This is a genomic window from Nonomuraea antri, from assembly GCF_013283785.1.
Lineage (GTDB): Bacteria > Actinomycetota > Actinomycetes > Streptosporangiales > Streptosporangiaceae > Nonomuraea > Nonomuraea antri.
This window is the reverse complement of the sequence record NZ_JABCPZ010000053.1, coordinates 1-24530: the sequence shown is the minus strand read 5'-3', so window position 1 is coordinate 24530 and position 24530 is coordinate 1. Positions and strand designations below refer to the sequence as shown.

28 protein-coding genes are annotated in these 24530 nt (G+C 71.5%); 20 read left to right on the top strand and 8 right to left on the bottom strand.

All coding sequences use genetic code 11. From position 1 onward, the window contains the following. Nucleotides 1-41 precede the first annotated feature (41 nt). Nucleotides 42-689: an ArsR/SmtB family transcription factor gene (locus HII36_RS19355; protein WP_173524617.1), complete on the bottom strand. Its 648-nt coding sequence runs from the start codon at nt 687-689 to the stop codon at nt 42-44. A gap of 62 nt (nt 690-751) precedes the next feature. Here HII36_RS19355 and HII36_RS19350 point away from each other — a divergent pair, with 62 nt between their 5' ends. Further along, entirely contained in the window at nt 752-2002 is a 1251-nt protein-coding gene (locus HII36_RS19350; protein WP_173524616.1) for an MFS transporter, read from the top strand. Between the two features lie 58 nt (nt 2003-2060). After that, nucleotides 2061-2870 carry a serine/threonine-protein kinase gene (locus HII36_RS19345; RefSeq protein WP_173524615.1) on the top strand — a complete coding sequence of 270 codons (810 nt, stop codon included), beginning with the start codon at nt 2061-2063 and terminating at the stop codon, nt 2868-2870. A 74-nt stretch (nt 2871-2944) separates the two neighbouring features. Here HII36_RS19345 and HII36_RS57915 read toward each other — a convergent pair whose 3' ends face one another. After that, nucleotides 2945-3697: a lysophospholipid acyltransferase family protein gene (locus HII36_RS57915; RefSeq protein WP_173524614.1), complete on the bottom strand. Its 753-nt coding sequence runs from the start codon at nt 3695-3697 to the stop codon at nt 2945-2947. 18 nt (nt 3698-3715) lie between these two features. After that, nucleotides 3716-4882, bottom strand: a complete 1167-nt coding sequence (locus tag HII36_RS19335; RefSeq protein WP_173524613.1) for a cytochrome P450 — start codon at nt 4880-4882, stop codon at nt 3716-3718. Between the two features lie 54 nt (nt 4883-4936). On the opposite strand from HII36_RS19335, the gene dhaK reads away from it, so the two are divergent. The 3 genes from dhaK to HII36_RS19320 are packed head-to-tail and all read left to right on the top strand — an operon-like array spanning nt 4937 to nt 6917. After that, nucleotides 4937-5917 carry a dihydroxyacetone kinase subunit DhaK gene (gene dhaK / locus HII36_RS19330; protein WP_173524612.1) on the top strand — a complete coding sequence of 327 codons (981 nt, stop codon included), beginning with the start codon at nt 4937-4939 and terminating at the stop codon, nt 5915-5917. Next, nucleotides 5917-6543: a dihydroxyacetone kinase subunit DhaL gene (dhaL, locus tag HII36_RS19325; RefSeq protein WP_173524611.1), complete on the top strand. Its 627-nt coding sequence runs from the start codon at nt 5917-5919 to the stop codon at nt 6541-6543. Before dhaK ends, dhaL begins: the two co-directional genes overlap by 1 nt. After that, nucleotides 6543-6917, top strand: coding sequence for a PTS-dependent dihydroxyacetone kinase phosphotransferase subunit DhaM (locus HII36_RS19320; RefSeq protein ID WP_173524645.1), 375 nt, complete (start codon nt 6543-6545; stop codon nt 6915-6917). The genes dhaL and HII36_RS19320 overlap by 1 nt, the downstream gene beginning before the upstream one ends. A 21-nt stretch (nt 6918-6938) precedes the next feature. Here HII36_RS19320 and HII36_RS19315 read toward each other — a convergent pair whose 3' ends face one another. From HII36_RS19315 to HII36_RS19300, 4 genes are all read right to left on the bottom strand, one after another. Then, complete coding sequence (locus HII36_RS19315; protein WP_173524610.1) at nt 6939-8612, bottom strand: thiamine pyrophosphate-binding protein; 1674 nt, start codon at nt 8610-8612, stop codon at nt 6939-6941. Next, the gene (locus HII36_RS19310; protein ID WP_173524609.1) at nt 8609-9382 is read right to left on the bottom strand and encodes a cyclase family protein; all 774 of its coding nucleotides are present in this window, start codon (nt 9380-9382) and stop codon (nt 8609-8611) included. The genes HII36_RS19315 and HII36_RS19310 overlap by 4 nt, the downstream gene beginning before the upstream one ends. An 88-nt stretch (nt 9383-9470) precedes the next feature. Continuing rightward, on the bottom strand, nt 9471-10127 hold the full coding sequence (locus tag HII36_RS19305; RefSeq protein ID WP_173524608.1) for a hypothetical protein: 657 nt from the start codon (nt 10125-10127) through the stop codon (nt 9471-9473). 21 nt (nt 10128-10148) lie between these two features. Beyond that, nucleotides 10149-10577, bottom strand: coding sequence for a CBS domain-containing protein (locus HII36_RS19300; RefSeq protein ID WP_173524607.1), 429 nt, complete (start codon nt 10575-10577; stop codon nt 10149-10151). Nucleotides 10578-10747: 170 nt separating this feature from the next. Here HII36_RS19300 and HII36_RS19295 point away from each other — a divergent pair, with 170 nt between their 5' ends. From HII36_RS19295 to HII36_RS19240, 12 genes are all read left to right on the top strand, one after another. Further along, a complete protein-coding gene (locus HII36_RS19295) occupies nt 10748-12142 on the top strand; it encodes an aminopeptidase P family protein (protein WP_173524606.1) in 1395 nt (464 codons plus the stop codon). A gap of 182 nt (nt 12143-12324) precedes the next feature. Further along, entirely contained in the window at nt 12325-13116 is a 792-nt protein-coding gene (locus tag HII36_RS19290) for an MlaE family ABC transporter permease (RefSeq protein ID WP_173524605.1), read from the top strand. Continuing rightward, a complete protein-coding gene (locus tag HII36_RS19285) occupies nt 13116-13973 on the top strand; it encodes an MlaE family ABC transporter permease (protein ID WP_173524604.1) in 858 nt (285 codons plus the stop codon). The genes HII36_RS19290 and HII36_RS19285 overlap by 1 nt, the downstream gene beginning before the upstream one ends. Nucleotides 13974-13976: 3 nt before the next feature. After that, nucleotides 13977-14996, top strand: coding sequence for an MlaD family protein (locus tag HII36_RS19280; protein ID WP_173524603.1), 1020 nt, complete (start codon nt 13977-13979; stop codon nt 14994-14996). Beyond that, nucleotides 14997-16052 (top strand): MCE family protein, encoded by a 1056-nt coding sequence (locus HII36_RS19275; RefSeq protein ID WP_173524602.1) that lies wholly within the window; start codon nt 14997-14999, stop codon nt 16050-16052. Continuing rightward, entirely contained in the window at nt 16052-17077 is a 1026-nt protein-coding gene (locus tag HII36_RS19270; RefSeq protein ID WP_173524601.1) for an MlaD family protein, read from the top strand. Before HII36_RS19275 ends, HII36_RS19270 begins: the two co-directional genes overlap by 1 nt. Continuing rightward, the gene (locus tag HII36_RS19265; RefSeq protein WP_173524600.1) at nt 17074-18117 is read left to right on the top strand and encodes an MCE family protein; all 1044 of its coding nucleotides are present in this window, start codon (nt 17074-17076) and stop codon (nt 18115-18117) included. The genes HII36_RS19270 and HII36_RS19265 overlap by 4 nt, the downstream gene beginning before the upstream one ends. Continuing rightward, the gene (locus HII36_RS19260) at nt 18114-19148 is read left to right on the top strand and encodes an MCE family protein (RefSeq protein ID WP_173524599.1); all 1035 of its coding nucleotides are present in this window, start codon (nt 18114-18116) and stop codon (nt 19146-19148) included. The genes HII36_RS19265 and HII36_RS19260 overlap by 4 nt, the downstream gene beginning before the upstream one ends. After that, nucleotides 19145-20503: an MCE family protein gene (locus tag HII36_RS19255; RefSeq protein ID WP_173524598.1), complete on the top strand. Its 1359-nt coding sequence runs from the start codon at nt 19145-19147 to the stop codon at nt 20501-20503. Before HII36_RS19260 ends, HII36_RS19255 begins: the two co-directional genes overlap by 4 nt. Further along, nucleotides 20500-21252, top strand: coding sequence for a hypothetical protein (locus tag HII36_RS19250; protein ID WP_173524597.1), 753 nt, complete (start codon nt 20500-20502; stop codon nt 21250-21252). Before HII36_RS19255 ends, HII36_RS19250 begins: the two co-directional genes overlap by 4 nt. Beyond that, nucleotides 21252-21863: a 4'-phosphopantetheinyl transferase family protein gene (locus tag HII36_RS19245; protein WP_236003650.1), complete on the top strand. Its 612-nt coding sequence runs from the start codon at nt 21252-21254 to the stop codon at nt 21861-21863. Before HII36_RS19250 ends, HII36_RS19245 begins: the two co-directional genes overlap by 1 nt. Nucleotides 21864-21867: 4 nt before the next feature. After that, complete coding sequence (locus HII36_RS19240) at nt 21868-22044, top strand: hypothetical protein (protein WP_173524596.1); 177 nt, start codon at nt 21868-21870, stop codon at nt 22042-22044. Nucleotides 22045-22050: 6 nt separating this feature from the next. On the opposite strand, the gene HII36_RS19235 is transcribed toward HII36_RS19240, so the two are convergent. Then, nucleotides 22051-22983 (bottom strand): cation diffusion facilitator family transporter, encoded by a 933-nt coding sequence (locus tag HII36_RS19235; RefSeq protein ID WP_173524595.1) that lies wholly within the window; start codon nt 22981-22983, stop codon nt 22051-22053. Between the two features lie 33 nt (nt 22984-23016). Between HII36_RS19235 and HII36_RS19230 the strand changes: the two genes are divergently transcribed. The 3 genes from HII36_RS19230 to HII36_RS19220 form a co-directional block, all read left to right on the top strand. After that, complete coding sequence (locus HII36_RS19230; RefSeq protein WP_173524594.1) at nt 23017-23475, top strand: MarR family winged helix-turn-helix transcriptional regulator; 459 nt, start codon at nt 23017-23019, stop codon at nt 23473-23475. 60 nt (nt 23476-23535) lie between these two features. Continuing rightward, nucleotides 23536-24192, top strand: a complete 657-nt coding sequence (locus HII36_RS19225; protein WP_173524593.1) for an LppX_LprAFG lipoprotein — start codon at nt 23536-23538, stop codon at nt 24190-24192. Nucleotides 24193-24202: 10 nt separating this feature from the next. Continuing rightward, nucleotides 24203-24530: MFS transporter (locus HII36_RS19220; protein ID WP_173524592.1), on the top strand; the 328-nt coding region annotated here is incomplete at its 3' end.

The following is a 24530-nucleotide window of genomic DNA, read 5'->3' as shown; positions in this document are numbered from 1 at the left end:
CCCCCATGGTCACTTCTGTGACCATGGGGGCGTTTCGCGTTTCACGCCTCCCGCGTGGTGAGGCCGGTGGGGAGCACGTCGAAGTGCACGACCACACGGCCCAGAGAGGGGTGCTGCGAGGGGTCCTGTGAGGGGTCCGGCGAGGGATCGGGTGACGGGTCCTGGGCGGCCTGGTCGCGCGCGTCGGACAGCTCCCGGTAGCGCTGCAGCACCTCCAGCACCTCGTCCCGCATCGCGGTCGTCTCGGCGGGCGTCAGGCGCAGCGACCGGCGGGCCAGCAGGCTCGCCTGGACCCATTCGTCCGGGGTGTGCGCCTCCTCCTCCCGCCAGCGCGCCAGCTCGGCCGCGCGCTGCCGCAGCAGGTCGTCGAGCAGGACCTGCAGCGCGCCCGCGGCCTCGGGGTCGTCAGGCGCGCCGTAGGAGAAGCCGCCGGGGACGACCCGCCAGTACTTCTCCTTGCCCCGGCCCAGGCCCTCGGCCACCTCGATCATGCCGTGCCTGGCCAGCTCGCGCAGGTGGTAGCTGGTGGCTCCGGTGTTCTGGCCGAGCAGCCCGGCCAGCCGCGTGGCCGTGGACGGGCCGTACACGTCGATCAGTTCGTAGATCCGCAGTCGCAGCGGGTGCGCGAACGACTTCAGCGCGTTCGCGTCGAGGGTCCTGGCCGAATGGCCCTTGCTCTTCCGCACCATGCACGCCTATCTTTGCAAAGAAATCCATGCACACTTTTCCTTACACACTAGCGGAGTGAAGCGTGTCCCGTCTCGGTGCGTCGTTCGGTTTCCTGTGGTCGTCGGCGGCGTTGTCCAATCTGGCCGACGGCGTGCTCAAGGTGGGCGCGCCGCTGCTGGCCGTCACACTGACGCGGTCGCCCGTCCAGGTGGCTCTGGTGGGCGCGGCGGCCACCGTCCCGTGGCTGCTGCTGGCGCTGCACGCGGGCGCGCTGGCCGACCGGCTGGACCGCAGGCGCATCATGGTGCTGGCCAACACCGCGCGCGCCGCCGTGCTGGCCGTGACGGCCCTGCTGGGGCTGCTCGGGCTGCTGAACCTGTGGCTGCTGCTGGCGGCCGTCCTGCTGGCCGGTGTGGCCGAGGTGTTCGCCGACCTGGCCGCGCAGTCGGTGCTGCCGATGACCGTCCCCGCCGCGCGACTGACCGCCGCCAACGGGCGCGTGCAGAGCGCGCAGATGATCGGCAACGACTTCGTCGGCGCCCCGCTGGCGGGCGTCCTGGTCACGCTGGCGCCCGTGGCGCTCTTCTACGGCCCCGCGGCCCTGTACGGCGTCGCCGGCCTGCTGCTGCTCGGCATGCGCGGGACGTTCAGACCGGCCCCCACCGGCGAGCCGCGCAGGCCGATCAGGCAGGACATCGCCGAGGCCATGCGCTACCTGTGGTCCCAGCACTTCCTGCGCACCCTGGCCGTCTCCGCCGGGCTGCTGAACTTCGCCAACGCCGCCTACTTCGCGGTGCTCGTGCTCTGGACGGTCGGCCCCGGCTCGGCGATGGAACTGACGCCCAGCGCGTACGGGCTCATGCTGACGGTCTTCGCCGCCGGCGCGGTGGCCGGGTCGATGTTCTCCGAGCGGGCCGCCGGACTGGTCGGCGAGGGCCGGCTGCTGGTGGGCTGCTGGCTGACCAGCGCGCTGCTGCTGACCGTGCCGGTGCTGGCGCCCACCCCGTGGACGCTGTACCCGACCGCGCTGCTGTGGGGCGTCACCGGCGGCGCCGCGAACGTCCTGGTGATCTCCACCCGCCAGCGGCTCATCCCGGCCGAACTGCTCGGCCGGGTGAACGCGGCCTACCGGCTCATCGGCATGGGCGGCATGCCCGCGGGCGCCGCCCTGGGCGGCGTGGTCGCCGAGTTCGCCGGGCTGCCCGCGGTCTTCCTGGGCGCGGCGGCGGTGTGCGTGGGGGCCGTGATGCCGGTGTGGCGCGCTTTGTCGCGGCGAATTTCTAGCCCCCTGACCAGCGAAGGCACACTTTCCGACATATCCAGATCACGTTAGGCACCCTATGGTGTTCGCTGAGATGACATGATTATCCCCCGGAGCATGAGGGGACGGTATGCGGCGGGAGATCGGCGGACGGTACCTCCTGAACGAGGAGGCCGGTCGTGGGGGCATGGGAGTCGTCTGGCGGGCGTTCGATCGGCTTCTCCACCGAGAGGTGGCGCTCAAGGAGCTGACTCTGGCCGGTGAGGCCGAGATGGTGCGCCGCCGGGTGTTGCGTGAGGCCAGGATGGCCGCGGGTCTCACGCATCCGAACATCATCACCGTCCACGACCTGATCGAGCAGGGCGGCAAGCTCTGGATCGTCATGGAGTACCTCGACGGGCTCTCACTGCACCAACTGCTCTCACAGGTCGGCACGCTGCCCGCGCAGTCGGTGGCGGCGATCGGGCAGCACCTGCTCGCCGCACTGCGCACCGCGCACCAGGCCGGGGTGCTGCACCGCGACGTCAAACCGGCCAACGTCATGCTGACCGGCGACCGGGTGGTGCTGACCGACTTCGGCATCGCCACCGCCGAGGGCGACATCCGCATGATCACCTCGCGGCGGCTGCGCGGCACGCCCGCGTTCATGGCGCCCGAGCGCCTGCACGGCGGGCCGGCCAGCAAGGAGGCCGACATGTGGTCCTTCGGCGCCACGCTCTACAGCGCCGTGGAGGGCCAGCCGCCCTACCCCGGGCAGGACGCGGCCACCGTGCTCGGCATGGCCAGGAGCGGCCCGTACCCGCCGCCGCGCCGGGCGGGGGTGATGCGGCCGCTCATCGAGGGGCTGCTGTACCACGACCCGGTGCGCCGCTTCACCCACGAGCAGACGGCGGGGCTGCTGGCCGGCATGCGCGCCAGCTCCTACCAGGCCGCCATCTGACCCACCAGGAAGGGCGGCACCGCGTACGGCGGGTTCGCCCTTCACGGGGTGGAACCCGCCGCCCGGCGAAGGGGTCAGTCCTTCTTCGCCGCCGCCCGCGCCTCGGCCTCGGCCGCGTCCATGGCCGCCGCCTCCTCAGGGGTGGGCGCCGTGCCGCCCAGGTGGGCCGGCTGCCACCACACGCCGGGCGGGATCTCCGGGTACGTCCGCTGCGCCCGGTCCACCAGCTCCGACATCCGCGCGTGCAGGTCGGCGGTGTGCTGGTTGACGTCCTCGCCGCGCTTGGGATACATCGGCTCGCCGACCAGGATCGTCATCGGCACGTGCCGCTGCATGATCTTCCGCGGCCGCCCCTTGGTCCACATCCGCTGGCTGCCCCACAACGCCACCGGGATCACCGGCACCTTGGTGGCCTGAGCCATCCTGATGGCGCCGTTCTTGATCTCCTTCACCGTGAACGACCGGCTGATCGTCGCCTCCGCGAACACGCCGACCACCTCGCCGGCCTTCAGCATGCGCAACGCCGTCGCGTACGAGCCCGCGCCCGCCCCCCGGTCCACCGGGATGTGGTGCATGCCGCGCATCAGCGGCCCCGAGATGCGGTGGTCGAAAACGTCCTGCTTGGCCATGAAACGCACCAGCCGCTTGGACGGCAGCGCGGCGAACCCGGCGAAGATGAAGTCGAGGTAGCTGATGTGGTTGCTGACCAGCACCGCTCCCCCGGTCCGCGGCACGTGCTCGACCCCCTCCAGGTGGAAGCGGACGTCGAGGACGCGAAAGAGGGTCCGCGCGGCGGCTACCACCGGCGGGTACACGATCTCAGCCATGTGCTGAAGGTAGCCTACTCAGACAGGTACGACGGTAGTCGGCAGCCGGTGCACCCCCCGGATGTTGCCGTGCCTGATCCGCTCGATGCGCGCCTCGTCGATGTCGTAGCCGGGCCCGACGAGCCCGGTCAGCTCCTCCAGCGCCACCCTGGCCTCCAGCTTGGCCAGCGCGCTGCCCAGGCAGTAGTGGCGACCGGCGCCGAAGCCGATGGCCGCGCCGGTGTCGCGGCCCAGGTCGTAGGCGTCGGGATCGGGGAAGACGCGCTCGTCGCGGTTGGCCGAGCCGATCAGCAGCCAGATCTTCGCCCCGGCGGGGACAGGCGTGCCGTGCCAGGTGGTGGGCGTGGTGAGACGGCGGGCGAGGCCGTACGCGGGCGGGTCGTACCGCAGCGACTCCTCCACCCACGCCTCGATCGCCCCGGCGAAGGCGGCGGCCCGCTGCGCCGGGTTGCGCCAGGCCCAGTACCAGGCGGCGTTGAGCAGGTGCGTGGTGGTCTCCGCGCCCGCGCCGATCAGCAGGAAGATGAACGACACGATCTCCGCGTCGGTCAGCTCCCTGTCGGCGGCCAGGACGGAGACGAGGTCGTCGCGGGGCGCGGCCCGGCGTTCGGCGACGATGGAGGCGTAGTAGTCGCCCAGGGACACCACGCCCTTGAGTGCCTCGTCGGCCAGGCGTCCGTTCGGGTCGTACCTGAGCATCGCGCCCGACCTGCGGCGCACGTCGGAGCGGTCGGCCGGCGGCACGCCCATCAGCTCCGAGATCACGTCCAGCGGCAGCTTGGCCGACAGCTCGCGGGCGAAGTCGAAGATGCCCTTCTGCAGCGCCTTGTCCAGGTAGCCGCGGACGATCTGCCGGATCATCGGCTCCAGCGCGGCCACCCGGCGCGGGGTGAAACCGCGCGAGATGAGGCCGCGCATGCGCGTGTGGTCGGGCGGGTCCATGGCCACGAACGACAGGAACGTGCGCGCGTGCGGCCCCCACGCGCCCGGGTCGAGCAGGGGCCCGTGGTCGCTGGAGCAGAGCGCGCTGTCGACGAGCGCGGCCGAGACGTCCGCGTGCCGTGACAACGCCCAGAAGCCGAGGTCGGGGTTGTGGTAGAGCGGGGCGTCACGGCGCAGCGCGGCGTAGACGGGGAACGGATCGTCGTTGACCAGCGGATCGTAGGGGTTGTAGACGATATCCACCCCTTAAACGCTACGGCGCTTGCCCTCGCGGGGAAACGGGCAGATGTTCTGACCATGAAGAAGCTCATCAACGCGGCGGACACCGTGGTCGACGATGCGCTCAACGGGCTCGCCGCGGCTCATCCCGGGCTGCGGGTGTCCGGCCGGGTGGTCTACCGGGCCGCGGGCCCGCGGCCCGGCAAGGTCGGGCTGGTCTCGGGCGGCGGCTCCGGCCATGAACCCCTGCACGCCGGTTTCGTCGGTCACGGCATGCTCGACGCGGCCTGTCCCGGCGAGATCTTCACCTCGCCGGTGCCCGACCAGATCGTCGAGGCCACCCACGGGGCCGACGGCGGCGCCGGCGTCCTGCACATCGTCAAGAACTACACCGGAGACGTGCTGAACTTCGAGCTGGCCGCCGAGCTGGCCGAGGACGTCGAGGTCGTCGCCGTGCTGGTGGACGACGACGTGGCCGTCCAGGACTCCCTCTACACGGCCGGGCGGCGCGGCACCGGGGCCACCCTGTTCGTGGAGAAGATCGCCGGGGCGCTGGCCGAGGAGGGCGCGCCGCTGACCGCGGTGGCCGCCGCGGCCGGGGCGGTCAACGAGCGCAGCCGCTCGTTCGGCGTCGCGCTCACCTCGTGCACCACGCCGGCCGCCGGCAAGCCCACCTTCGACCTGCCGGACAGCGACGTGGAGCTGGGCATCGGCATCCACGGCGAGCCGGGGCGGGCCCGGGTGCCGCTGGTCTCGGCGCGCGAGCTGGCCGGGGTGGCCATGGAGGCCGTCCACGGCGACCTGCCGCTCCAGGGCGACCTGCTGGTCATGGTGAACGGCATGGGCGGCACGCCGTTGATGGAGCTGTACGTGGTGTTCGCCGAGGTGGCGTCGTTCGTCAAGGGCAAGGGGGCGCGGGTGACGCGCTCACTGGTCGGCAACTACGTGACGAGCCTGGACATGCAGGGCTTCTCGGTCACCGTCTGCCGCCTCGACGACGAGCTGACCCGCCTGTGGGACGCGCCCGTCGAGACGCCCGCGCTGCGCTGGGGGCGCTGATGGACACCGACTTCTTCGTGGCCTGGCTGGCGGAGGCGGGCCGGCGGGTGCGCGCGCAGCGCGAGCGGCTTACCGAGCTCGACGCGGCCATCGGCGACGCCGACCACGGCGCGAACCTCGACCGCGGGTTCACCGAGGTGAGCAAGGCCCTGGCCGACGCGCCGCCGGACTCGCCCGCGCAGGCGCTGGTCACGGCGGGCACGACGCTGATCCGCCGCGTCGGCGGCGCCTCGGGCCCGCTGTACGGCTCGATGCTGCGCCAGATGGGCAGGACGCTGGAGCCGCCGCAGTCGCCGGTGACGCTGGCCGCCTTCTCCGGGGCGTTCGACGCCGGGGTGCTGGCCGTGGAGCGGCTGGGCAAGGCGACGGCGGGCGACAAGACCATGGTCGACGCGCTGTCCCCGGCCGGACGGGCGCTGGCGCTGGCCGTACGCGACGGGGTGGGGCCGCGTACCGCGTTCGAGCAGGCCGCGGCGGCGGCCGAGGAGGGAGCGCGCGGCACGATCCCGCTGCGCGCCCGCAAGGGCCGCGCCAGCTACCTGGGCGAGCGCAGCGTCGGCCACGAGGATCCGGGCGCGGCCTCTGCGGTGTTGATCGTGGCGGCGCTGGCGGCGGTGTCGGCGTGATGGTGGGGATCGTGCTGGTCTCGCACAGCGCCGGGCTGGCGGCCGAGACGGCCGAGCTCGCCAGGAGCATCGCCGGACGGCTGACCCCGGTCTTCCCGGCCGGCGGCACGGCGGAGGGCGGCCTCGGCACCAGCGTCGACGTGGTGGAGAAGGCGCTGCGCGGCGCCGACCAGGGCGACGGCGTGATCGTCATCCCGGACCTGGGCGGTTCGGTGCTGACCGCGCGGCTGCTGGCGGAGGCGGGGCGGGTGGTGCTGGCGGACGTGCCGTTCGTGGAGGGCGCGGTGGCGGCGGCGGTCGCGTCGGGTGCGGGCGCTCCGCTGGCCGCCGTCCTGGCCGCCGCCGAGGAGGCGCGCACCTTCCGCAAATTCTGACCCGCCCACCCGGCGGGGTCCTCAGTGGCCCTTGAACGCCTCCTCCAGCCACCAGGAGCCGCGCTCGCCCGTGATCTTGGCGTGCACCAGCAGCGGACGGTCGCGCGGCCCCGCCAGCCAGGCGGACACCCCGGCCAGGTCGGCCGGCCGGGTGACCGTGACGGCGGCGAGGCCGTGGCCGCGGGCGATGGCGGCGAAGTCGGCGGGCGGGAACCTGACCGTGTCGAGCGGGTGCCCGTGCGGGCCGAAGTGGTACACCTCGGCGCCGTACGCCTCGTCGTCGTAGACGACGATCACCATCGGCAGGCCCAGCCGCACGACGGTCTCCAGCTCGGCGATGCCCATCAGCGCCCCGCCGTCGCCCAGCGCGGCCACCGGCAGCCGGTCGGGACGGGCCAGCGCGGCGCCGATCGCGGTGGCCAGGCCGAGCCCGATCGACTGGAACGCCTGGGTGAAGCAGAACCCCTGCTCGTCGGGGACATCGAGGAACATCGCCGGATATCCCATGAAATTTCCGGAATCGACGGCGATGACGCGCTCGGCCGGGAGCAGGTCGTCGAGCCCGACGGTGAGCGTGCGCGGATCGATCCTGCCGGCCGCGCTCTCGTCCTTGTACGGGACGTCCCGCCACCGCCCCTCGGCCCGGACGCGCCCGGCCAGCTCGTCCGACCGGTAGCCGCAGCGCGCTTCTCCACCGGGCGCCTCTCCGCCGAGTGCGGCGGTGAGGGCTGCGGCGATCTGCCGCACGTCCCCCGTCACGCCCAGGTCCGTGCGCGTGTGCCGGCCGAAGACCGCCGGGTCCAGGTCCACCTGGACGACCTTGGCCGCCGGCCCGATCAGCGACCCGTGCCTGGTGGTCCACATGTTGAGCCCGCAGCCCCAGGAGACGACCAGGTCGGCGGCCCTGATCAGCTCGGCGGTCAGCGGCGTGGCGAACCCGCCGCTGACGTCCAGGTCCCACGGCGAGCCGCGGAACAGGCCCTTGGCCACGGCGGAGGTGGCCGTCAGTGCCCCGGTGAGCGCGGCCAGACGCTCCAGCTCCGGCCGCGCGTGACGGGCGCCGCGACCGGCGATGAACACCGGCCGCTCTGCCGCCGTCAACGCGGCACACACGGCCGCGAGCACGTCGTCGCCGGGCTCGCGGGGCTGGTGAGGCTCGTCGAGGGTTCGCAGGTCGGCGCCGAGGCGGTCGATCGCCGTCCAGTCGGGTTCGGTGGCGGCGGCCTGTACGTCGAGCGGCAGGCTCAGCAGCACCGTGCGCCGCTGCTCGCGGGCCGTGCGCACGGCCAGCACCGCCTGCTCGGCGGCGGTGGCCGGGTCGGAGACGCGCAGCGGCAGCAGGCCGACCGAGCGCGCCAGCGCGTCCTGGTCGAGATGGAAGTTGGAGCGGGCGTCGGTGGCCTCGCCGGCCAGCACGACCAGCGGGGTGCCGCTCTTGGCGGCCTCGGTGAGCCCGGTGATCGCGTTCGTCAGGCCCGGCCCCTGGTGCACGGACACGGCGCTGACCTCGCCGCTGGTCCTGGTGTAGGCGTCGGCCATGGTGGCCGCGCCGCCCTCGTGGCGGGCGGCGACGAAGCGCGCGCCGTGCGCCACGAGGGCGTTGGTGACGTGGAAGTTGCCGCTGCCGACCACGCCGAAGACCATCCGGACGCCGCACGCGGCGAGCGCCCGGCCGACGGCTTCGGCGACGTTCATCGTTCGACCAGGGCCAGGACGCGCACCGGGCTGCCCGACCCGCCCACGATCGGCAGCGGCGGCGCGACCACGACGGCGCCGGTGACCGGGAGCAGGTCGAGGTTGCGCAGCTGGGTCAGGCCGTACTTGCCGGCGCCGAGCAGGAAGGAGTGGCAGGGGAATGCCGGGTCGAAGGAGTGCGCGGCGCCGGCGTCGGTGCCGACGGTCTCCACCCCGATGCCCAGGATCGGCGTCTGCTCGGCCAGCCAGCGGGCGCACTCGACCGAGACGCCGGGGGTGTGCGGGCCGGTCTCGTCGGCGTTGAGGAACGCGGCCTGGTCGGCGGCTCGGGAGTCCCAGCCGGTGCGGTAGAGCAGCCAGCCGCCTTCGGGGAGCGGCCCGTTGGCGCGTTCCCATTCCTGGACGTGCTCGATCCGCAGCAGGAAGTCGGGGTCCTTGCCGGCTTCCGCGGTGAAGTCGAGCACCACGGCGGGCGCGATCAGGCTGCGCGGCGGCACCTGGGAGACGTCCTGGCCGTCGCGGGCGGTGACCCAGTGGATCGGCGCGTCGAAGTGGGTGCCGACGTGCTCGCCCAGGTGGAGATCGTTCCAGTACCAGGCGGGGCCGCGGTCGTCGTAGCGGCTGATCTCGTCCTTGCGGAACGGGATCGTGTTACCGAACGGCGGGGGCAGCTGGAGGATGGGCGTCTCCTCGGACAGCGGCGCGGTGAGGTCGACGACCTCCACGGCGCCGGAACGCACGCTCTCCACCAGGGACTGCAGAATCGACATGACATCCTCCTCGTTGGGCTGCCTGCATCCTCCTACAGGCCGGGCCGCCGTCTCCAGGGGGACGGCATCACGAAGATCGCCGAGGGGGTCACGTTCTGGTCCACGGCGCGCAGCCCGCGGTGGAGAACGCCTTGTCCGTCGCCTGGATGGTGACCGTGGCCGCGCCCGGCGGCATGCCCGCGTCGATGACGTCGCTCATGCTGCCCGAGGTGCCGCTCATCCGCGCCCAGTAGCACGCGGCGCCGCCCGCGACCGGGCCGGTGGTGCGGTAGGTGCCCGGCTGGATGTCCTTGCCCACGACGAGCACCTGGATGGAGGCGGGGTTGTCGGGCGGACCGGCGACCGGCTGCCCGGTTCCCTGCTGCCCGGTGCCCAGCGTGGGCTGACCCGCCGTCGGCTGCCCGGCCGTGGGCTGACCGGCGGTTGGTTGACCGGCCGTGGGCTGACCGGCCGTGGGCTGACCGGCCGTGGGTTGACCAGCGGTGGGCTGACCCGCCGTGGGCTGGCCGTCCTGGGGCGGCGCGACGGTCTCGCCGCCCGGCGGCTGTGTCACCTCCGCGGGCGGCGTGGTGTCCTCGACCGTCACCGTGACCCTGGGCTCGGGCTCGTCGGCGGGGGCGCCCGTGCCGATGCCGACGAACATGCCGAGCAGGAAGCCGAGCACCCCGGCGAGTCCCGTGGCGAGCAGGATCAGCGGCGGACTGCTCGACGCCTTGGGGTACTCAGGAGGAGGCCCGTACATCACGGGCCAAGCCTGCCATCTCCGTCAGCGATGGAGATAGTCCACCAAGGACGCCTTCTCGGTCTCGAGTTCCTCGATGGCACTCTTGACCACGTCACCGATGCTGACGATGCCGACCAGCCGCCCGTTCTCGGTGACGGGCATGTGCCTGAAGCGGTGCTGGGTCATCGTCTTGCGTAGTTCGTCCACCCGGTCGCCCGGGCCGACCGTGCGGACCTCGACCGTCATGATCGAGGAGACGGGCTCGTCCAGGATGGCGGCGCCCCGGTCGTGCAGGCGCCGGACGACGTCACGTTCGGAGACGATCCCGTCGATCGTGGCGCCGTCGGCGGAGACGACCACGGCTCCGATGTTGTGTTCGGCGAGCTGGGCGAGCAGTTCCCGCACGGTCGCGTCCGGCGTCACGGTCGTCACGCCGCTGCCCTTGCCACGCAGGATCGTCCCAATGAGCATATGCACCACCTCGGAGGTCAGCTTCCCGAGCGGGCCCTGATTAGGCCCATGTCCCAGGCAAACAACCCGGTGGGGACGGCGTCAAGCGCTCGCATAGGCTGCATGCCGTACCGCAACCTCACTACTATGTGAAATATCACTGTTTCCTCACCCACGGGACGCGCAAAAAGATGACCGAGCCGCTCAACACCGGAAGCCACGACCTGCCCATCACCGACGACCTGGCCGCGTTCATGCGGACCGGCTGGGCCGACACCCGCCGCACCGACGTGACCGCGCTGCCGATCGCCCCCTGGGCCGCCAAGCGCCGCGCCGCACTGGCGGCCCGCTTCCCCGGCGAGCGGCTGGTGATCCCCGCGGGCACGCTGAAGGTCCGCAGCAACGACTGCGACTACCGGTTCAGGCCGCACAGCGCGTACTCGTACCTGACCGGCGCGAGCGAGCCGGGCGACGTGCTGGTGGTGGAGCCGTCCGGGGAGTCCAGGCTGTACCTGCGGCCGCGCTCGCCGCGCGCGGAGGGCCAGGAGTTCTACCGCGACCGCCGCTACGGCGAGTTCTGGGTGGGCCGCCGGCCGGACCTGGCCGAGGCGGCCGAGCTGTACCAGGTGGAGTGCGCCCACATCCGCGACCTGGAACTGCGCGGCCCGGCCAGGGTGCTGCGGGACGTGGACCCCACCGTGGACGCCGCCGTCGAGCCGGGTGACGGCGACGCCGAGTTCGAGGGCTTCCTGTCCGAGATGCGGCTGATCAAGGACGAGTGGGAGGTCGGCGAGCTGCAGTTCGCCGTGGACGCCACCACCCGCGGCTTCGAGGACGTGGTGCGCGCCCTGCCCCAGGCGCTCGGCCACCCGAGGGGCGAGCGGTACCTGGAGGGCGTGTTCGGGCTGCGTTCGCGCCTGGAGGGCAACGCGGTGGGCTACGACAGCATCGTCGCCTCCGGCGCGCACGCCTGCGTGCTGCACTGGATCCGCAACGACGGCGCGCTGCGCCCGCAGGACCTGCTGCTGCTCGACGCCGGCGTGGAGACCGACACGCTCTACACCGCCGACATCACCCGCACGTTCCCGCTGTCCGGCACGTTCACCAGCGTCCAGCGGCAGGCCTACGACCTGGTCTACGAGGCCCAGACGGCGGCCATCGCCACGCTCAGGCCGGGCGCGAGCTTCCGCGACTTCCACCGCGCGGGCATGCGCGTCATCTGCGAGGGCCTGCACGACTGGGGCCTGCTCAAGGACTCCCCCGACAGCCTGATGGAGTCCGGCCTGTACCGCCGCTACACGCTGTGCAGCAGCGGCCACATGCTCGGCCTGGACGTGCACGACTGCGCCAGGTCGCGCGCCGAGGTCTACCTGGACGGCGTCCTGGAGGAGGGCCAGGTGCTCACCGTCGAGCCCGGCCTGTACTTCCAGCCGGACGACCTGACCCTGCCCGAGGAACTGCGCGGCCTGGGCATCCGCATCGAGGACGACCTGGAGATCACCGCCGACGGCGCCCGCCTCATGTCCGCCGCGCTCCCCCGCCGCGCCGCGGAGATCGAGACCTGGATGGCCAATCTGCTCTCCTGAGACCACTGGGTCACGGGTTGGTCACGTTTCGTATGGGGCTGACAAGGCGTGAGCTGCGTCTCATACCTTTTTCGCAAATTCCAGTCCAAGCATCGACTACTAGACAACCCGTCAGTAGGGTGACTGATCCGTAGGCGGCGGAGGTGGTCATGGCGGCGACACGCACGTGGACGGGGCACTGAATGGCCCTGTCCGGATACCTCGGACGCCGGGCCGGGTCCGTCCTCGGCCAGGTCGGTGACCTGTTCGTCATCGTCCTGGAGGGCCTGCGCAGAAGCTGGGACGTGCGCAGCTGGTTCTGGGAGTTCGTCGACCAGTGCTGGTTCCTGGCCCGCGTCACCAGCATCCCGGTGCTGCTGGTCTCCCTCCCCCTCGGCGCGACCGTGGCCCTGCAGGTCGGCGAGCTGGCCTGGCAGCTCGGCGCGGCCTCGGCGACCGGCAGCGCGGTGTTCGTCGGCCTGATCCGCGAGGTCGCGCCGCTGGCCAGCGCGCTGCTCATCGCGGGGGCCGGCGGCAGCGCGATGACCTCCGACATCGGCGCGCGCAACATCCGCGACGAGCTCAGCGCCATGGAGGTCATGTCGGTCAACCCGATCCACCGCCTGGTCACACCGCGCATGTGGGCCGCCAGCACGGTCGCCGTCTGCCTGTGCCCGCTGGTCATCCTGGCCGGGGCGAGCGGCGGCTACTTCTTCAACGTGGTCGTGCAGGGCGTCACGCCCGGCGCCTACTTCGACGGCGCGCTGTCGCTGGTGGTCGGCTCCGACCTGTACGTGACGCTGTTCAAGGCGTGGGTGTTCGGGTTCATCGCCGCGGCCGTCGCCTGCTACAAGGGCATGACGTGCGCGACCAGCCCGGTCGGCGTGGGCCGGGCGGTCAACCAGGCCACGGTGGTCACGTTCATGCTGGTGTTCGCGTTCAACTACATGATCTCCGCCGTGTACTTCCTGGCCTATCCGCCCCGGGCGCTGTGATGGTGACCAGGACGGCGGGGCTCAGGATGGCGGCCAGGGGCCGCGACGCCGCCGAGAGGTTCGCGGGGCTGGCCGACTGGCCGCTGTTCGTGTGGCGAGTGCTGTTCTACTCGGTACGCGACGTCATCCTGCGGCTGCGTTACTTCAAGGTCGTCCTGCGGCACGTCAGCGACGTCGTGGTCGGCGTCGGCGCGACCGTCATCGGCGGCGGCATGATCTTCGTGGTGTTCACCATGGCGTTCGTCGTGGGCGCCACCGTGGGCCTGCAGGGCTACCAGGGGCTGGCCGCGATCGGCGCCGAGTCGTTCATGGGGCTGGTGGGCAGCTTCGCCAACGTCCGCGAGATCACCCCGATCATCGCGGCCACCGCGCTGGCGGCGCAGGTCGGCTCGTCGTTCACGGCGGAGCTGGGCGCGATGCGCATCTCCGAGGAGATCGACGCGCTGGAGGTGATGGGCATCAACGCCTTCACCTACCTGATCTGCACCCGGGTCGTGGCCGCGCTGCTGGCCCTCATGCCGATCTACCTGATCGCGCTGTTCGCCAGCTTCTTCGCCACCCGGCTGATGTGCACCGTGCTGTTCGGGCTGGCCCCGGGCGTCTACGACTACTACTTCTACCTGTACCTGCCGGTCAGCGACATCGTCTTCAGCGTCGCCAAGGTGGGCGTGTTCGCCTTCACGGTCATCGTCATCCACTGCTTCTACGGCTTCCACGCCACCGGCGGCCCGGTGGGCGTGGGCGTCGCGGCCGGCCGGGCCATCCGCCAGTCGATCGTCACGATCGTGCTGATCAACCTGCTGCTGTCGTACCTGTTCTGGGGCGGCGGCGGCAACGTGCCGCTGACGGGCGGGTGAGGCATGGCCAGATTCGAGCTCTCCTTCCCGGCCAGGCTCGGCGTCGCCGCGCTCGTCGTGGCCGTCTTCGCCGCCACCGCGTTCTTCGTCGTACGCGCGGCCACCGAGATCAGCGGCACCAGGATCGACGCCGTGTTCGGCCACGCCGGGCAGGGCATGGACACCAACTCCCCGGTCAAGATCCGCGGACTGACCGTCGGCGACGTGACCGACGTGTCGCTCGACGCCAAGGGCCGGGCCGTGGTCACCATGCACATCCGGCCGGGCGTCAGGATCCCGCGGACCACGGTCGCCTCCGTCGAGCCCACCTCGGTGTTCGGCCCGAAGTACATCGACCTGCGGCTCGGCTCCGGCGAGACCACCGGCCCCTACCTGACCAGCGGCGCCGTCATCACCGCCACCGAGGACCCGCTCGACCTGTCCGACACGCTCGGCGACGCCTACCAGGGGCTCGACGCGATCGACCCGCGCGAGGTCACCGTCATCGTGCACACCCTGGCCAAGGGCCTCGACGGCACCGGCGAGCACCTGCGCGAGCTGATCGACGACTCCGGCACCGTGGTCGGCGTCGCGCACCGGCGCCGCGCCGAGGCCAGGCGGTTCCTGCGGGACACCGCCGCGCTCGGCACCGCGCTCTCCGACAAGGGCGACGAGCTGATCTCGATCGCGTCCGACGTCAACGTCATCACCCCCGACCTGCTGGAACGGGCCGACAAGGTACGCGCGCTGCTCCAGGAGATCACCTCCGTCTCCGAGCTGAGCGCCCACGGGCTCGGCAAGCACCGGCAGAACCTGCGGGCCGGCGTGCACTCGGGCGAGCGGGTGGCCGCGCTCATCTACGCCCAGCTCGGCCTGGCCGGCGACGGCGTACGCGGACTCAACACCCTGGTGGACCTGCTCAACGAGCTGATCGAGACCCCCGGCCCGGGCAACAGCCGCCAGATGCAGGTGGAGGCGTTCGTCGCCACCGACATCTGCGAGCTCATCGTCGGCGCCTGCGGACCCACCGACGGGAGGCGCTAGATGGCGGTGTCCAAGGAGCGCGCGGCCCGCAGGTGGACGTTCGTGCGCTTCGCGCTGTTCCTCGGCCTGACGGTCACGCTGATCGTGCTGATCACCCTGCAGATCGCCCGCGTCAGCACCGGCGACGGCTACCTGCTGACGGCGACCTTCGACGACGTGTCCGGGCTGAACGAGGGCGACCAGGTCAAGATCGCCGGGGCGCCGGTCGGGCAGGTCGACACGATCAAGGTGGTCAACGGCCGGGCCGAGGTGACCATGGAGGTACGCGCGGAGGTGCGCGTGCCGTCCGACACCGAGGCGGCCGTCCGCTGGCGCAACGCCATCGGCCAGCGCGTGGTCTACCTGATCCCCGGCACCGCCGCCGACCGGCTGGCCCCCGGCGCGCGCATCGCCCGCACCGCCTCCGTGGTGGACATCGGCGAGCTGGTCAGCGACCTCGGCCCGCTCACCAGGAGCCTGGACGCCGACCAGATCAACCAGCTGCTGACCGCCGCGTCCAAGTCGCTCAAGGGCAACCACCGCAACATCCCGCGGCTGCTGGACAACGTCAACGACATCACCGGCACGCTCAACGAGCGCAAGCGCCTGATCAAGCAGCTGCTGCGGGACTACGCCACCGTCACCGAGGTGGTCGCCAAGCGCGACAAGCAGATCGAGCGGCTGGTCGACAACCTGGTGGTGCTGTCGGAGGCGTTCGCCGACAACCGGCGGCTCATCGACGACTCGATCGTGGAGCTGTCCGCCACCTTCCACACCTCCAACGAGGTGATCGGCAAGAACGCCAGGGAGCTGGGCGCGCTGGTCGACCACCTGCAGGGGCTCACCGGCGGCATCAGGCGGCACGTGGGCGAGATCGAGAAGACCGTCACCACCTTCCAGCCGCTGTTCCAGCGCGCCTACTCCACGGTCAACCGGGGCCACTACTTCATCACCGCGGTGCCCTGCGTGAACCTGGGGCCCTCGCCGTGCCCGTACCCGATGCAGGAGCCGCCGCCGCTGCGCAACACCAGGATCCAGAGCTCGAAGGACCTGCGGAAGCTCATGGTGGGGCAGTGATGGCGCTCAAGTCCTTCCGCGACCGCAACAAGATCGTCGTCGGCCTGGTGTCGGTGGCGGTGCTCGGCACCGTGCTGGTGGCCACGTTCCTGGTCGGCAACCTGGGCCTGCTCGAAGGCGGATACTACGTCTCCGGCGTGTTCGCCGACTCCGGCGGGCTGCGCACCGGCAACGACGTCCGGGTGGCCGGGGTGCGCGTGGGCAAGGTCACCGAGGTCCGGCCCGACTACGCGCAGGGCCAGGTGATCGTCACCTGGAAGGTCGACTCCGACGTCCGGCTCGGCCGCGGCACCCGGGCCGACATCACGCTGTCGAACCTGCTCGGCGGCCGGTACGTCAAGCTCACTGGCCCGGTCGCCGCCCCGTACCTGGACCAGCTCCCGGAGAGCGCGCGGCGCATCCCGATCGACAGGACCGGCGTGCCCACGCTGATCAACGACGCCATCAAGGACGCCACCAGGCTCGTGCAGAAGCTCGACACCGAGGCCGTGGACGACCTGCTGACCGAACTGGACAAGATCGACACGAGCGAGCGCGGCCGCATCACCAGGCTGCTGAAGAACATCGGCGACCTGTCCGACACGATCAGTGAGAGCGAGCCGCAGCTCCAGCGCCTCCTCGACAACGGCACCAAGATCATGGACGTGCTGGAGAAGAAGGATGAACAGCTCGGCCGGCTCATCGACGCCATCGAGATCATGCTCGACGAGCTGCGCAGCCGCAGGAACGAGCTGCGCACGCTGCTCGGCGACGGCAGCGACCTGGTGCAGAGCACCACCAGGCTGATCAACGAGCACGAGAAGTCCCTGGTCCAGGTGCTGGACGACAACGCCGCCATCACCTCCAGGCTCAGCGCCAGCGACAAGGACCTCAACTCGCTGCTGGCCTGGGCCGGGCCGACGTTCCGCGGGCTGTCCACGATGGGCGGCCAGGGCCCGTGGCTGGAGGCGATCGCCACCGGCCTGGGCCCGATCAACCCGGAGGTGCTGGCCGCCATCGCCAAGGACAGGAAGGACGACAGATGAGACGGCTTCTGGCGGTCCTGATGGCCACGGTGCTGGTCGTGGCCTCCGGCGGGTGCTCGGTGCTGGGTGAGCGGCCGTACGCGCTGGTGGCGATCTTCGCCAAGGCGCCCTCCCTGTACGAGGAGGCGCGGGTGAAGGTGATGGGCCTGGACGCCGGGTACGTGGGCGACATCCGCATCGAGGGCGACCGGGTCAGGGTCGAGCTGCTGGTGGACCGGGAGGTGCCGCTGCCGGCCGGGGTGAAGGCCGTGGTGGCGCCGCAGAACACGCTCGGCGAGCGCAACGTGGTGCTGTACCCGCCGTGGAAACCGGGTGACCAGCGGATCCAGCCGGGGGCGACGATCCCGCTGGAGCGTACCGACCTGCCGGTGGAGATCGACGACGCGCTCGACGCGTTCACCAAGCTGACCGACGCGCTCAACGCCGACAAGATGGGCTCGGTGGCGGGCGACCTGGCCGACGGGGTCAGGGGGCGGGGCAAGACGATCAACAACGCGCTGGCCGACACCGCCGAGCTCACCGACACCCTCGCCAAGCAGGACCAGCAGCTCATCGACCTGGCCAAGGGCCTCAACAAGCTGGCCACCAGCCTGAACAGGCGGCAGGGCCAGGTGACGCGGGCGATCGACTCCTTCTCCGAGGCCAGCGCGATCCTGGCCGAGGAACGGCAGCGGCTGCGCGGGTTCATCTCCGGCATGGCGGACTTCGTCCGGCGCGGGGACGTGATCATCGAGGCGTACTCGGAGCGGCTGCCGCAGGCCGCCGGGACGCTGGCCGAGCTGGTGCTGACCGTCAGGGCCAACAGCGAGTCGATGGCGCTGGCGGTCAAGGGCGCGGCCGACTTCGCCGACGTGCTCATCGACTCCTGGGACAGGGAGCAGCACGTGCTGAAGATCCGGGTGGTGCTCAACGCGATGACCAGGGCCTGGCTGACCCCGCTGTTCCAGGCGCTGAACCTGGGCCCGGTGCCGTGCCTGCCCGCCGGGCTGAGCAACTGCCCCTTCCAGCGGCCCTCTCAGCAGCAGGGGAAGAAGCGATGAGGGCGCGGGTCGCGTGCGGGGCGCTCGCGCTGGCGCTCGCGGCGTCGTCCTGCTCGCTCCAGACGCTGGGGGCGACCGGCGGCGACCTGACGCTCAGCGCCACCTTCGACGACGTGCAGAGCCTGGTCGTGGGGCACAGCGTGCAGATCTCGGACGTCCGCGTGGGCACGGTCACCGACGTGCGGCTGGACGGCTACCGGGCGAAGGTGACGATGTCGATCGAGTCCGGGCACCGCATCCCCGAGGGCAGCACCGCGACCGTGGCCAAGACGTCGGTGCTGGGCGAGAACTACGTGCAGCTCGCGCCCCCGGCCGGCAAGGACCTGGCGACCGGGCCGTTCCTGAAGGACGGCGCCACCATCGCGAAGACGTCCGTCGAGCCGGACATCGAGCAGGTCACCGAGAAGGCCGGGCCGCTGATCGAGGCGCTCGGCGCGCAGGACGTCAACGCCATCCTGGACGCCGCCGCGACCGGTTTCGGCGGCAAGGGCGACGACGTCAACCTGCTCATCAAGCGCACCGCCGAGGTCACCGACGCCTACGCAGCCGCCCGCAGGGACCTGGCCGTCACCATCGACGCGCTCGCCGACCTGGGCGACGACCTGGCCAAGGGCACCAAGGAGCTGGACCGGCTGCCCGGCACGCTGGCCGCGGCCACCGCGCGGATCAACCACGGGCGCAAGCACGTCAAGAAGGCCATCGTGGCGCTGACGAAGCTGGCCAAGGAGGCCAACCTGACCGTCTACCCGCGCCACGCGGCCCGGCTGCGCACGCTCATGCGCGAGCTGAACGGCATCACCTCGTCGATGCTGCGCGGCAAGGACGACCTGCAGGCGCTGATCGCGAAGATCCAGAAGTTCATCGACGCGCCGCCGATCACGGTCAACGGCCAGGTGCTGATCTACGTCTGGCTGAAGGGGCTGCTGCTGCCGAAGAACAAGGGCGTCATCCCGAACACGCCGCCCAAGACGGGCCAGGGCCCGCCGAAGCTCCTGGACGACTTCCGCCTGCTCTGGGAGCCGCCGCTATGAAGAGCCGCATCTACCTGAACCTGGGCTTCTTCGTCGTCCTGGGCGTGGTGATGACCGTGTGGGCGTTCAGCACGATCATCAAGCTCGACGCGATCGAGCGGCCGTACCGGGTCTCGGCCGAGTTCACCTCCTCCCCCGGGCTGCTGCGCGGCTTCGACGTGGCCTACCTGGGCGTGCGGGTGGGCAAGATCGGCGACGTGCGGCTGGCGCCCGGCAGGATCGTGGTGGGGCTGGACATCGACAGGGAGGTCAGGCTGCCCAAGGGCAGCACGGCCGAGGTGCGGCGCAAGTCGGCGATCGGGGAGCCGTACGTGGAGCTGTCGCCGCCCGCCACCGGCGTGCGCGGGCCGCAGCTCGCCCCCGGCGACACGATCCCGCTGGCCAGGACCACCGTGCCGCTCGACTACAAGAAGCTGTTCGACGGCGTGGGCAAGCTGCTCAACGCGGTGCCGCCGGGGGACGCCAAGACGATCACCCATGAGCTGGCGGTGGCGCTGGAGGGCCGGGCGCCGTCCATCAAGGGCATCATCGACGACGCGCACGACCTGACCGGCACGCTGGCGGAGAACGCGGAGGTGCTGGACGAGCTGTCTGTGCAGCTCACCGAGCTGACCCACACGCTGGCGGGCAGGAAGGACCAGCTGGCCGCGGGCATCACCGACCTCAGCACGGTCACCGGCTCGCTGCGGGCCTCCCGCGCGGACCTGAACGCCTTCCTCGACCAGGGGCCCGGCGTGTTCGCGCAGCTCGACGCGGCGCTGAAGAAGGCCAGGCCGGGGTTCTCGTGCCTGCTCACCGCGGCCGGGCTGCCGCACCGGCCGGTGTTCTCGCCGGAGACCCAGCGCAACGTCAACCACCTGCTGAGCGTGGTGCCGACCGCGCTGACCCTGGCCGACGACATCAGCGACAGGCGGGGCGACACGGTGTACGGCAAGGCGTCGTTCATCTTCAGCGTGCCGGGCGGGCCGACGCCGGCGCTGGAGTACGCGGACGCGGTCGGGCCGCCCGGGGTGCCCCGGCCGCGCTCCTGCCCGCCGGCCGCCCGGGCCGCCCGGGACGCGGAGGACGTCGCCGATCGACGGGCCGACGACCGTGATACTTCCGGGCCGGCTGAGCAGGCCGCCGAGCAGCCGGCCGCACCGGCGAAGAAGGCCACCAAGCAGGCCGGGTCCGAGCCGTCGGACCTGCCCGCCGACGAGCCCAGCGGCGTGGCCGCCACCAGCGCCGCGTCCCGTACCCCGCTGAACGCCACGCCGCTCGTCATCGCGATCTTCCTCGCGGTGGTGGCCGGCGGTGGCATCGTGGGCTGGATCGCGGTGGGCCGGGCCGCCCGCCGCCGTGAGGAGAACGCATGACCCCCAAGCAGGACCTCGCAGACGAGACCACCGAGACCGAGCAGGACGCGGAAGAGGAGACCGCCGAAGAGCCGGCCGTGGAAGAGGAGACCGCCGAAGAGCCGGCCGCCCCCGAGCAGGCCGAGGCCGCCACCGATGAGGGGACGCCTGCGGGTAAGGCGGGGTTCACGCGGGCCCGGCTGCTCGGGGCGCTCGCGGCGATGCTGGTCACGGCCGTCGCCGCGACGGCCGTCCTGCAGTGGGTCTCGGCGAGCCGCAGCCAGGACGCCCTGGCCAGGCTGGAGGCCGAGCGGACCGCGCGCCTGGAGGTGGCGGGCGCGGCCGGCGCCTTCGCCACCACGCTGCTCAGCTACGACTACCAGAACCTGCAGGCCACCAGGTCCACCATGGCCGCCCAGGCCACCGGCGACTTCCTGGCCACCTACGACGAGGCGTTCGGCGGCGTGATGACGCAGGTCATCGTCAAGCTGAAGGCGGTGGCCAAGACCACGGTGCGCGAGGTGTACGTGGCCGACGTGGACGAGGGCCTGGCCCACGCCATCGTGGTGGCCGACCAGCAGGTGAACACCGCCGAGGCGATCCGCTCGGTCAAGGACTCCCACCTGAAGATCACGCTGGTGAAGGAGAAGGGCGTCTGGAAGGTCAAGGACGTCACGACGCTCGGCGTGGCCAAGGACGAGCAGTACAAGCTGGACGGCACCCCGCTCGACTCGTCCTCGGGGGAAAGCACCGGTAAAAAGAAGGAGTGATGATCGAGTCCGTGGCCATGGGCGGCCGGCCCGATGAGGTGCGCGCGCCGCTCGCGTGGCTGACCGAGGTGGAGCGTGAGCGGGCGGCCAGGTTCAGGTTCGAGGCCGACCGCGCGGCGTTCGTCGCCGCTCACCTGCTGATCCGCATGTGCGCGGGCGAGGTGCTCGGCAAGCCGCCGCGGGAGCTGACGCTGTTGCAGCGCTGCCCGGTGCACGGCCCCGGTCACGGCGTGCCGTACCTGGCGGAGGCCCCGGAGCTGGGGGTGAGTTTCAGCCACACGCGCGGTTACGTGTGCGCGGCGGCCGGTCCCGGCAAGGTCGGCGTCGACGCCGAGCGGGTGGGTTCGGGCCCGGTCGACGCGGCGCTGGCCGAGCGGGTGCTGACGGCGGCCGAGCGGGCCGAGGTCACCGGCCCCGAGGACCTGATCAGGTTCTGGACCCGCAAGGAGGCGATGATCAAGCGGGGCGAGCTGACGCTCGACGCGATGGGCGCGGCCGACCTCGTTCTCGACGGCCTGCACCTGCTGGAGTGGCGGGCGGAGCCGGGCGTCATGGTGGCGGTCGTCACGGACTCCCGGGCGAGCAGGCGGCCCATTCCGCACTACGCTTGAGGGCATGTTCCACCGCAAACCCATCGAAGAGCGCATCGCGGACCGTATGGCCAAACGTCGTCCGCTCGAGGAGGGCAAGACGTTCGAGCACGGGCCGGCCAAGTTCGTGTTCGTCTCGCTGATCGTCGCCGTGGTCCTCATGCACGTCGTGGGCCTGGCCGTGGTGATGGAGTTCAGTTAGACCAGGTCATCTCGGGCGGTGGCGGGTCGGCGTGGGGTCCAGGAAGACCATGCCGACGCTGGGGAAGCGCTGCCGGAGCCGGCGGTCCACCTCGTCGCAGGCGATCTCGACGCCGGCCGCGGTGGCCTCGTCCCTGAAGTCGATCTTGGCGGCGACCATGAGGTCGGCCGGGCCGATGAACATGGTGAGCAGTTCCACCACGTCCTCCACCTCGGGCTGGGCGATGAGGACGGCGCGGATGCCGTTCTCCACCTGGCGGGGCGCGGCCTGGCCGATGAGCAGCGACAGGTTCGAGGCGATCAGGCTCAGCGCGACGGCCAGCAGCAGCACGCCGATGGCGATGGAGGCCGCGCCGTCCCACAGCGCGGAGCCGGTGAGCTGCGAGCCGAGCAGGCCGGTGGCCGCGATCACCAGGCCGACCAGCGCGGCGGCGTCCTCGAACAGCACCGCCTTGAGCGCGGTGTCGGAGGTGACGCGCATCAGCCGCACCGGCGAGACCTGGTGTTTCCTGGCCGCGCCGCGCAGCTGCGACAACGCCTTCATGAACGAGATCGCCTCGATCACGAACGACACCGCCAGCACGATGTACGACGGGGTGAGGTTCGACAGCTCCTCGCCGTGGCTGATCTCGTGCAGGCCGTGCGTGATGGAGAACCCGGCCCCGCCCACCAGCGTGGCGACGGCGGCCATCATCGCCCAGAAGAACCCGGCCTTGCCGTAGCCGAACGGGTGGCGCCGGTCCGGCGGTTTGCCCGCGCGGCGTACCGACACCAGCAGCAGCAATTCGGTCACGGTGTCCGCGGCCGAGTGCGCGGCCTCGGCGAGCATGGCCGCGGAACCGCTGATCAACCCGGCCACGAGCTTGGCCAGCGCGATGGTGAGGTTCGCCCCGCCGGCCACGAGCACCGTGCCCAGGCTCTCCCCCGACTTCTCCCCCATGACCACGACCTTACGTGCGCTAGATTGGAGATCATGAGCGCGCCCCGCTGGCTTTCTCCCTCTGAGCAGCGTGCCTGGCGCACGCATCTCGCGCTGCACAAGCTCCTCATGCACCGGCTCGACCGCGAGTTGCAGGAGCACGCGTTGTCGTTGAACGACTACGAGATCCTGGTGAACCTCTCCGAGAGCCCGGATCGCCGCATGCGCATGAGCGACCTGGCCGACGCCACGATCCAGTCACGCAGCCGGCTCTCGCACCAGATCTCCCGGATGGAGGCCAAGGGCCTGGTCACCCGGGAAGACTGCCGCGACGACCGGCGCGGCACGTTCGCCGTGCTGACCGACGACGGCTGGGCGACGATCCAGCGGGTGGCGCCGTTCCACGTGGCGAGCGTGCGCGAGCACTTCGTCGACCGGCTGACCGACGACCAGCTCGACGCGCTGGAGACGGCCTTCGGGCCGATCGTCGATCACCTGAAGAAGTTGCGCTGACATCCAACCGATACCGGTTACGGCTCACCGGCGTTCCCCGGCGCTCGCTACGATCCGCTCATGCGTCGAAAGCTGCTGATCGTCTCGCTGATCGCCGCCGTGCTCACGCTGGGGGCGGCGTGCTCGTCGGGCGGGGCGGAGCTGCCCGCCGGGCCCGACCTGATGAAGAAGTCCGCCGCGGCGATGAAGACCGTCAAGTCGGCGTCGTTCGCGATCAGCACCGAGGGCAAGCCCAAGGTGCAGGTCAAGAAGGCCGACGGACGGCTGACCGCGGCCGGCGACGCCGACGGGTCGATCTCGCTGGACATCCTCGGCAACCTCCAGGAGATCAACTTCGTCCTGGTCGGCGACGCCGTGCACTTCAAGGGCCCGACCGGCGGCTACCAGACGATGAGCCGGGCTCAGCTCGCGCAGATCTACGACCCGTCGGTGATCCTGGAGCCGACCAAGGGCATCGCCAGGCTGCTCGAAACGGCCACCGACCCGATCGTGGAAGGCGAGGAGGGCGGCGCGTACCGGGTGGCGACCACGTTCTCCGGCGAAGTGCTCGGGAAGATCATCCCGGGGGTCACGCAGGGCGTGAACGGCAAGATCTGGATCGACAAGGCCAGTGGCCGGCTGACCAAGGCGACCCTGCCGCTGCAGGACGGCTCGGTGACGGTGTCGTTCAGCGACTACGACGCGGTGATCACGATCACGCCTCCGCCGGCCGGATGAGGCAGACCCGATGAGGCCCGCCCGCCGGATCGCGCTCGGCGCCGCGGGCGCGGTGGTGCTGCTGGCCGCGCTCGACGCGTACGTGGTCGTCACCGTGCTGATCTCCATCGCCGAGGACGTCGGCGTGCCGCTGAACCACCTGGAGCGGGCCACCCCGATCGTCACCGGGTTCCTGCTGGGGTACGTGGCCGCGATGCCGCTGCTCGGCCAGCTGTCCGACCGTTACGGGCGGCGGCCGCTGATCCACGCCTGCCTGGCCGCGTTCGCGCTCGGCTCGGTGCTGACGGCGCTGGCGGCCGGCGAGGTGTCGGTGGTGGCGGGGCGTACCGTGCAGGGGG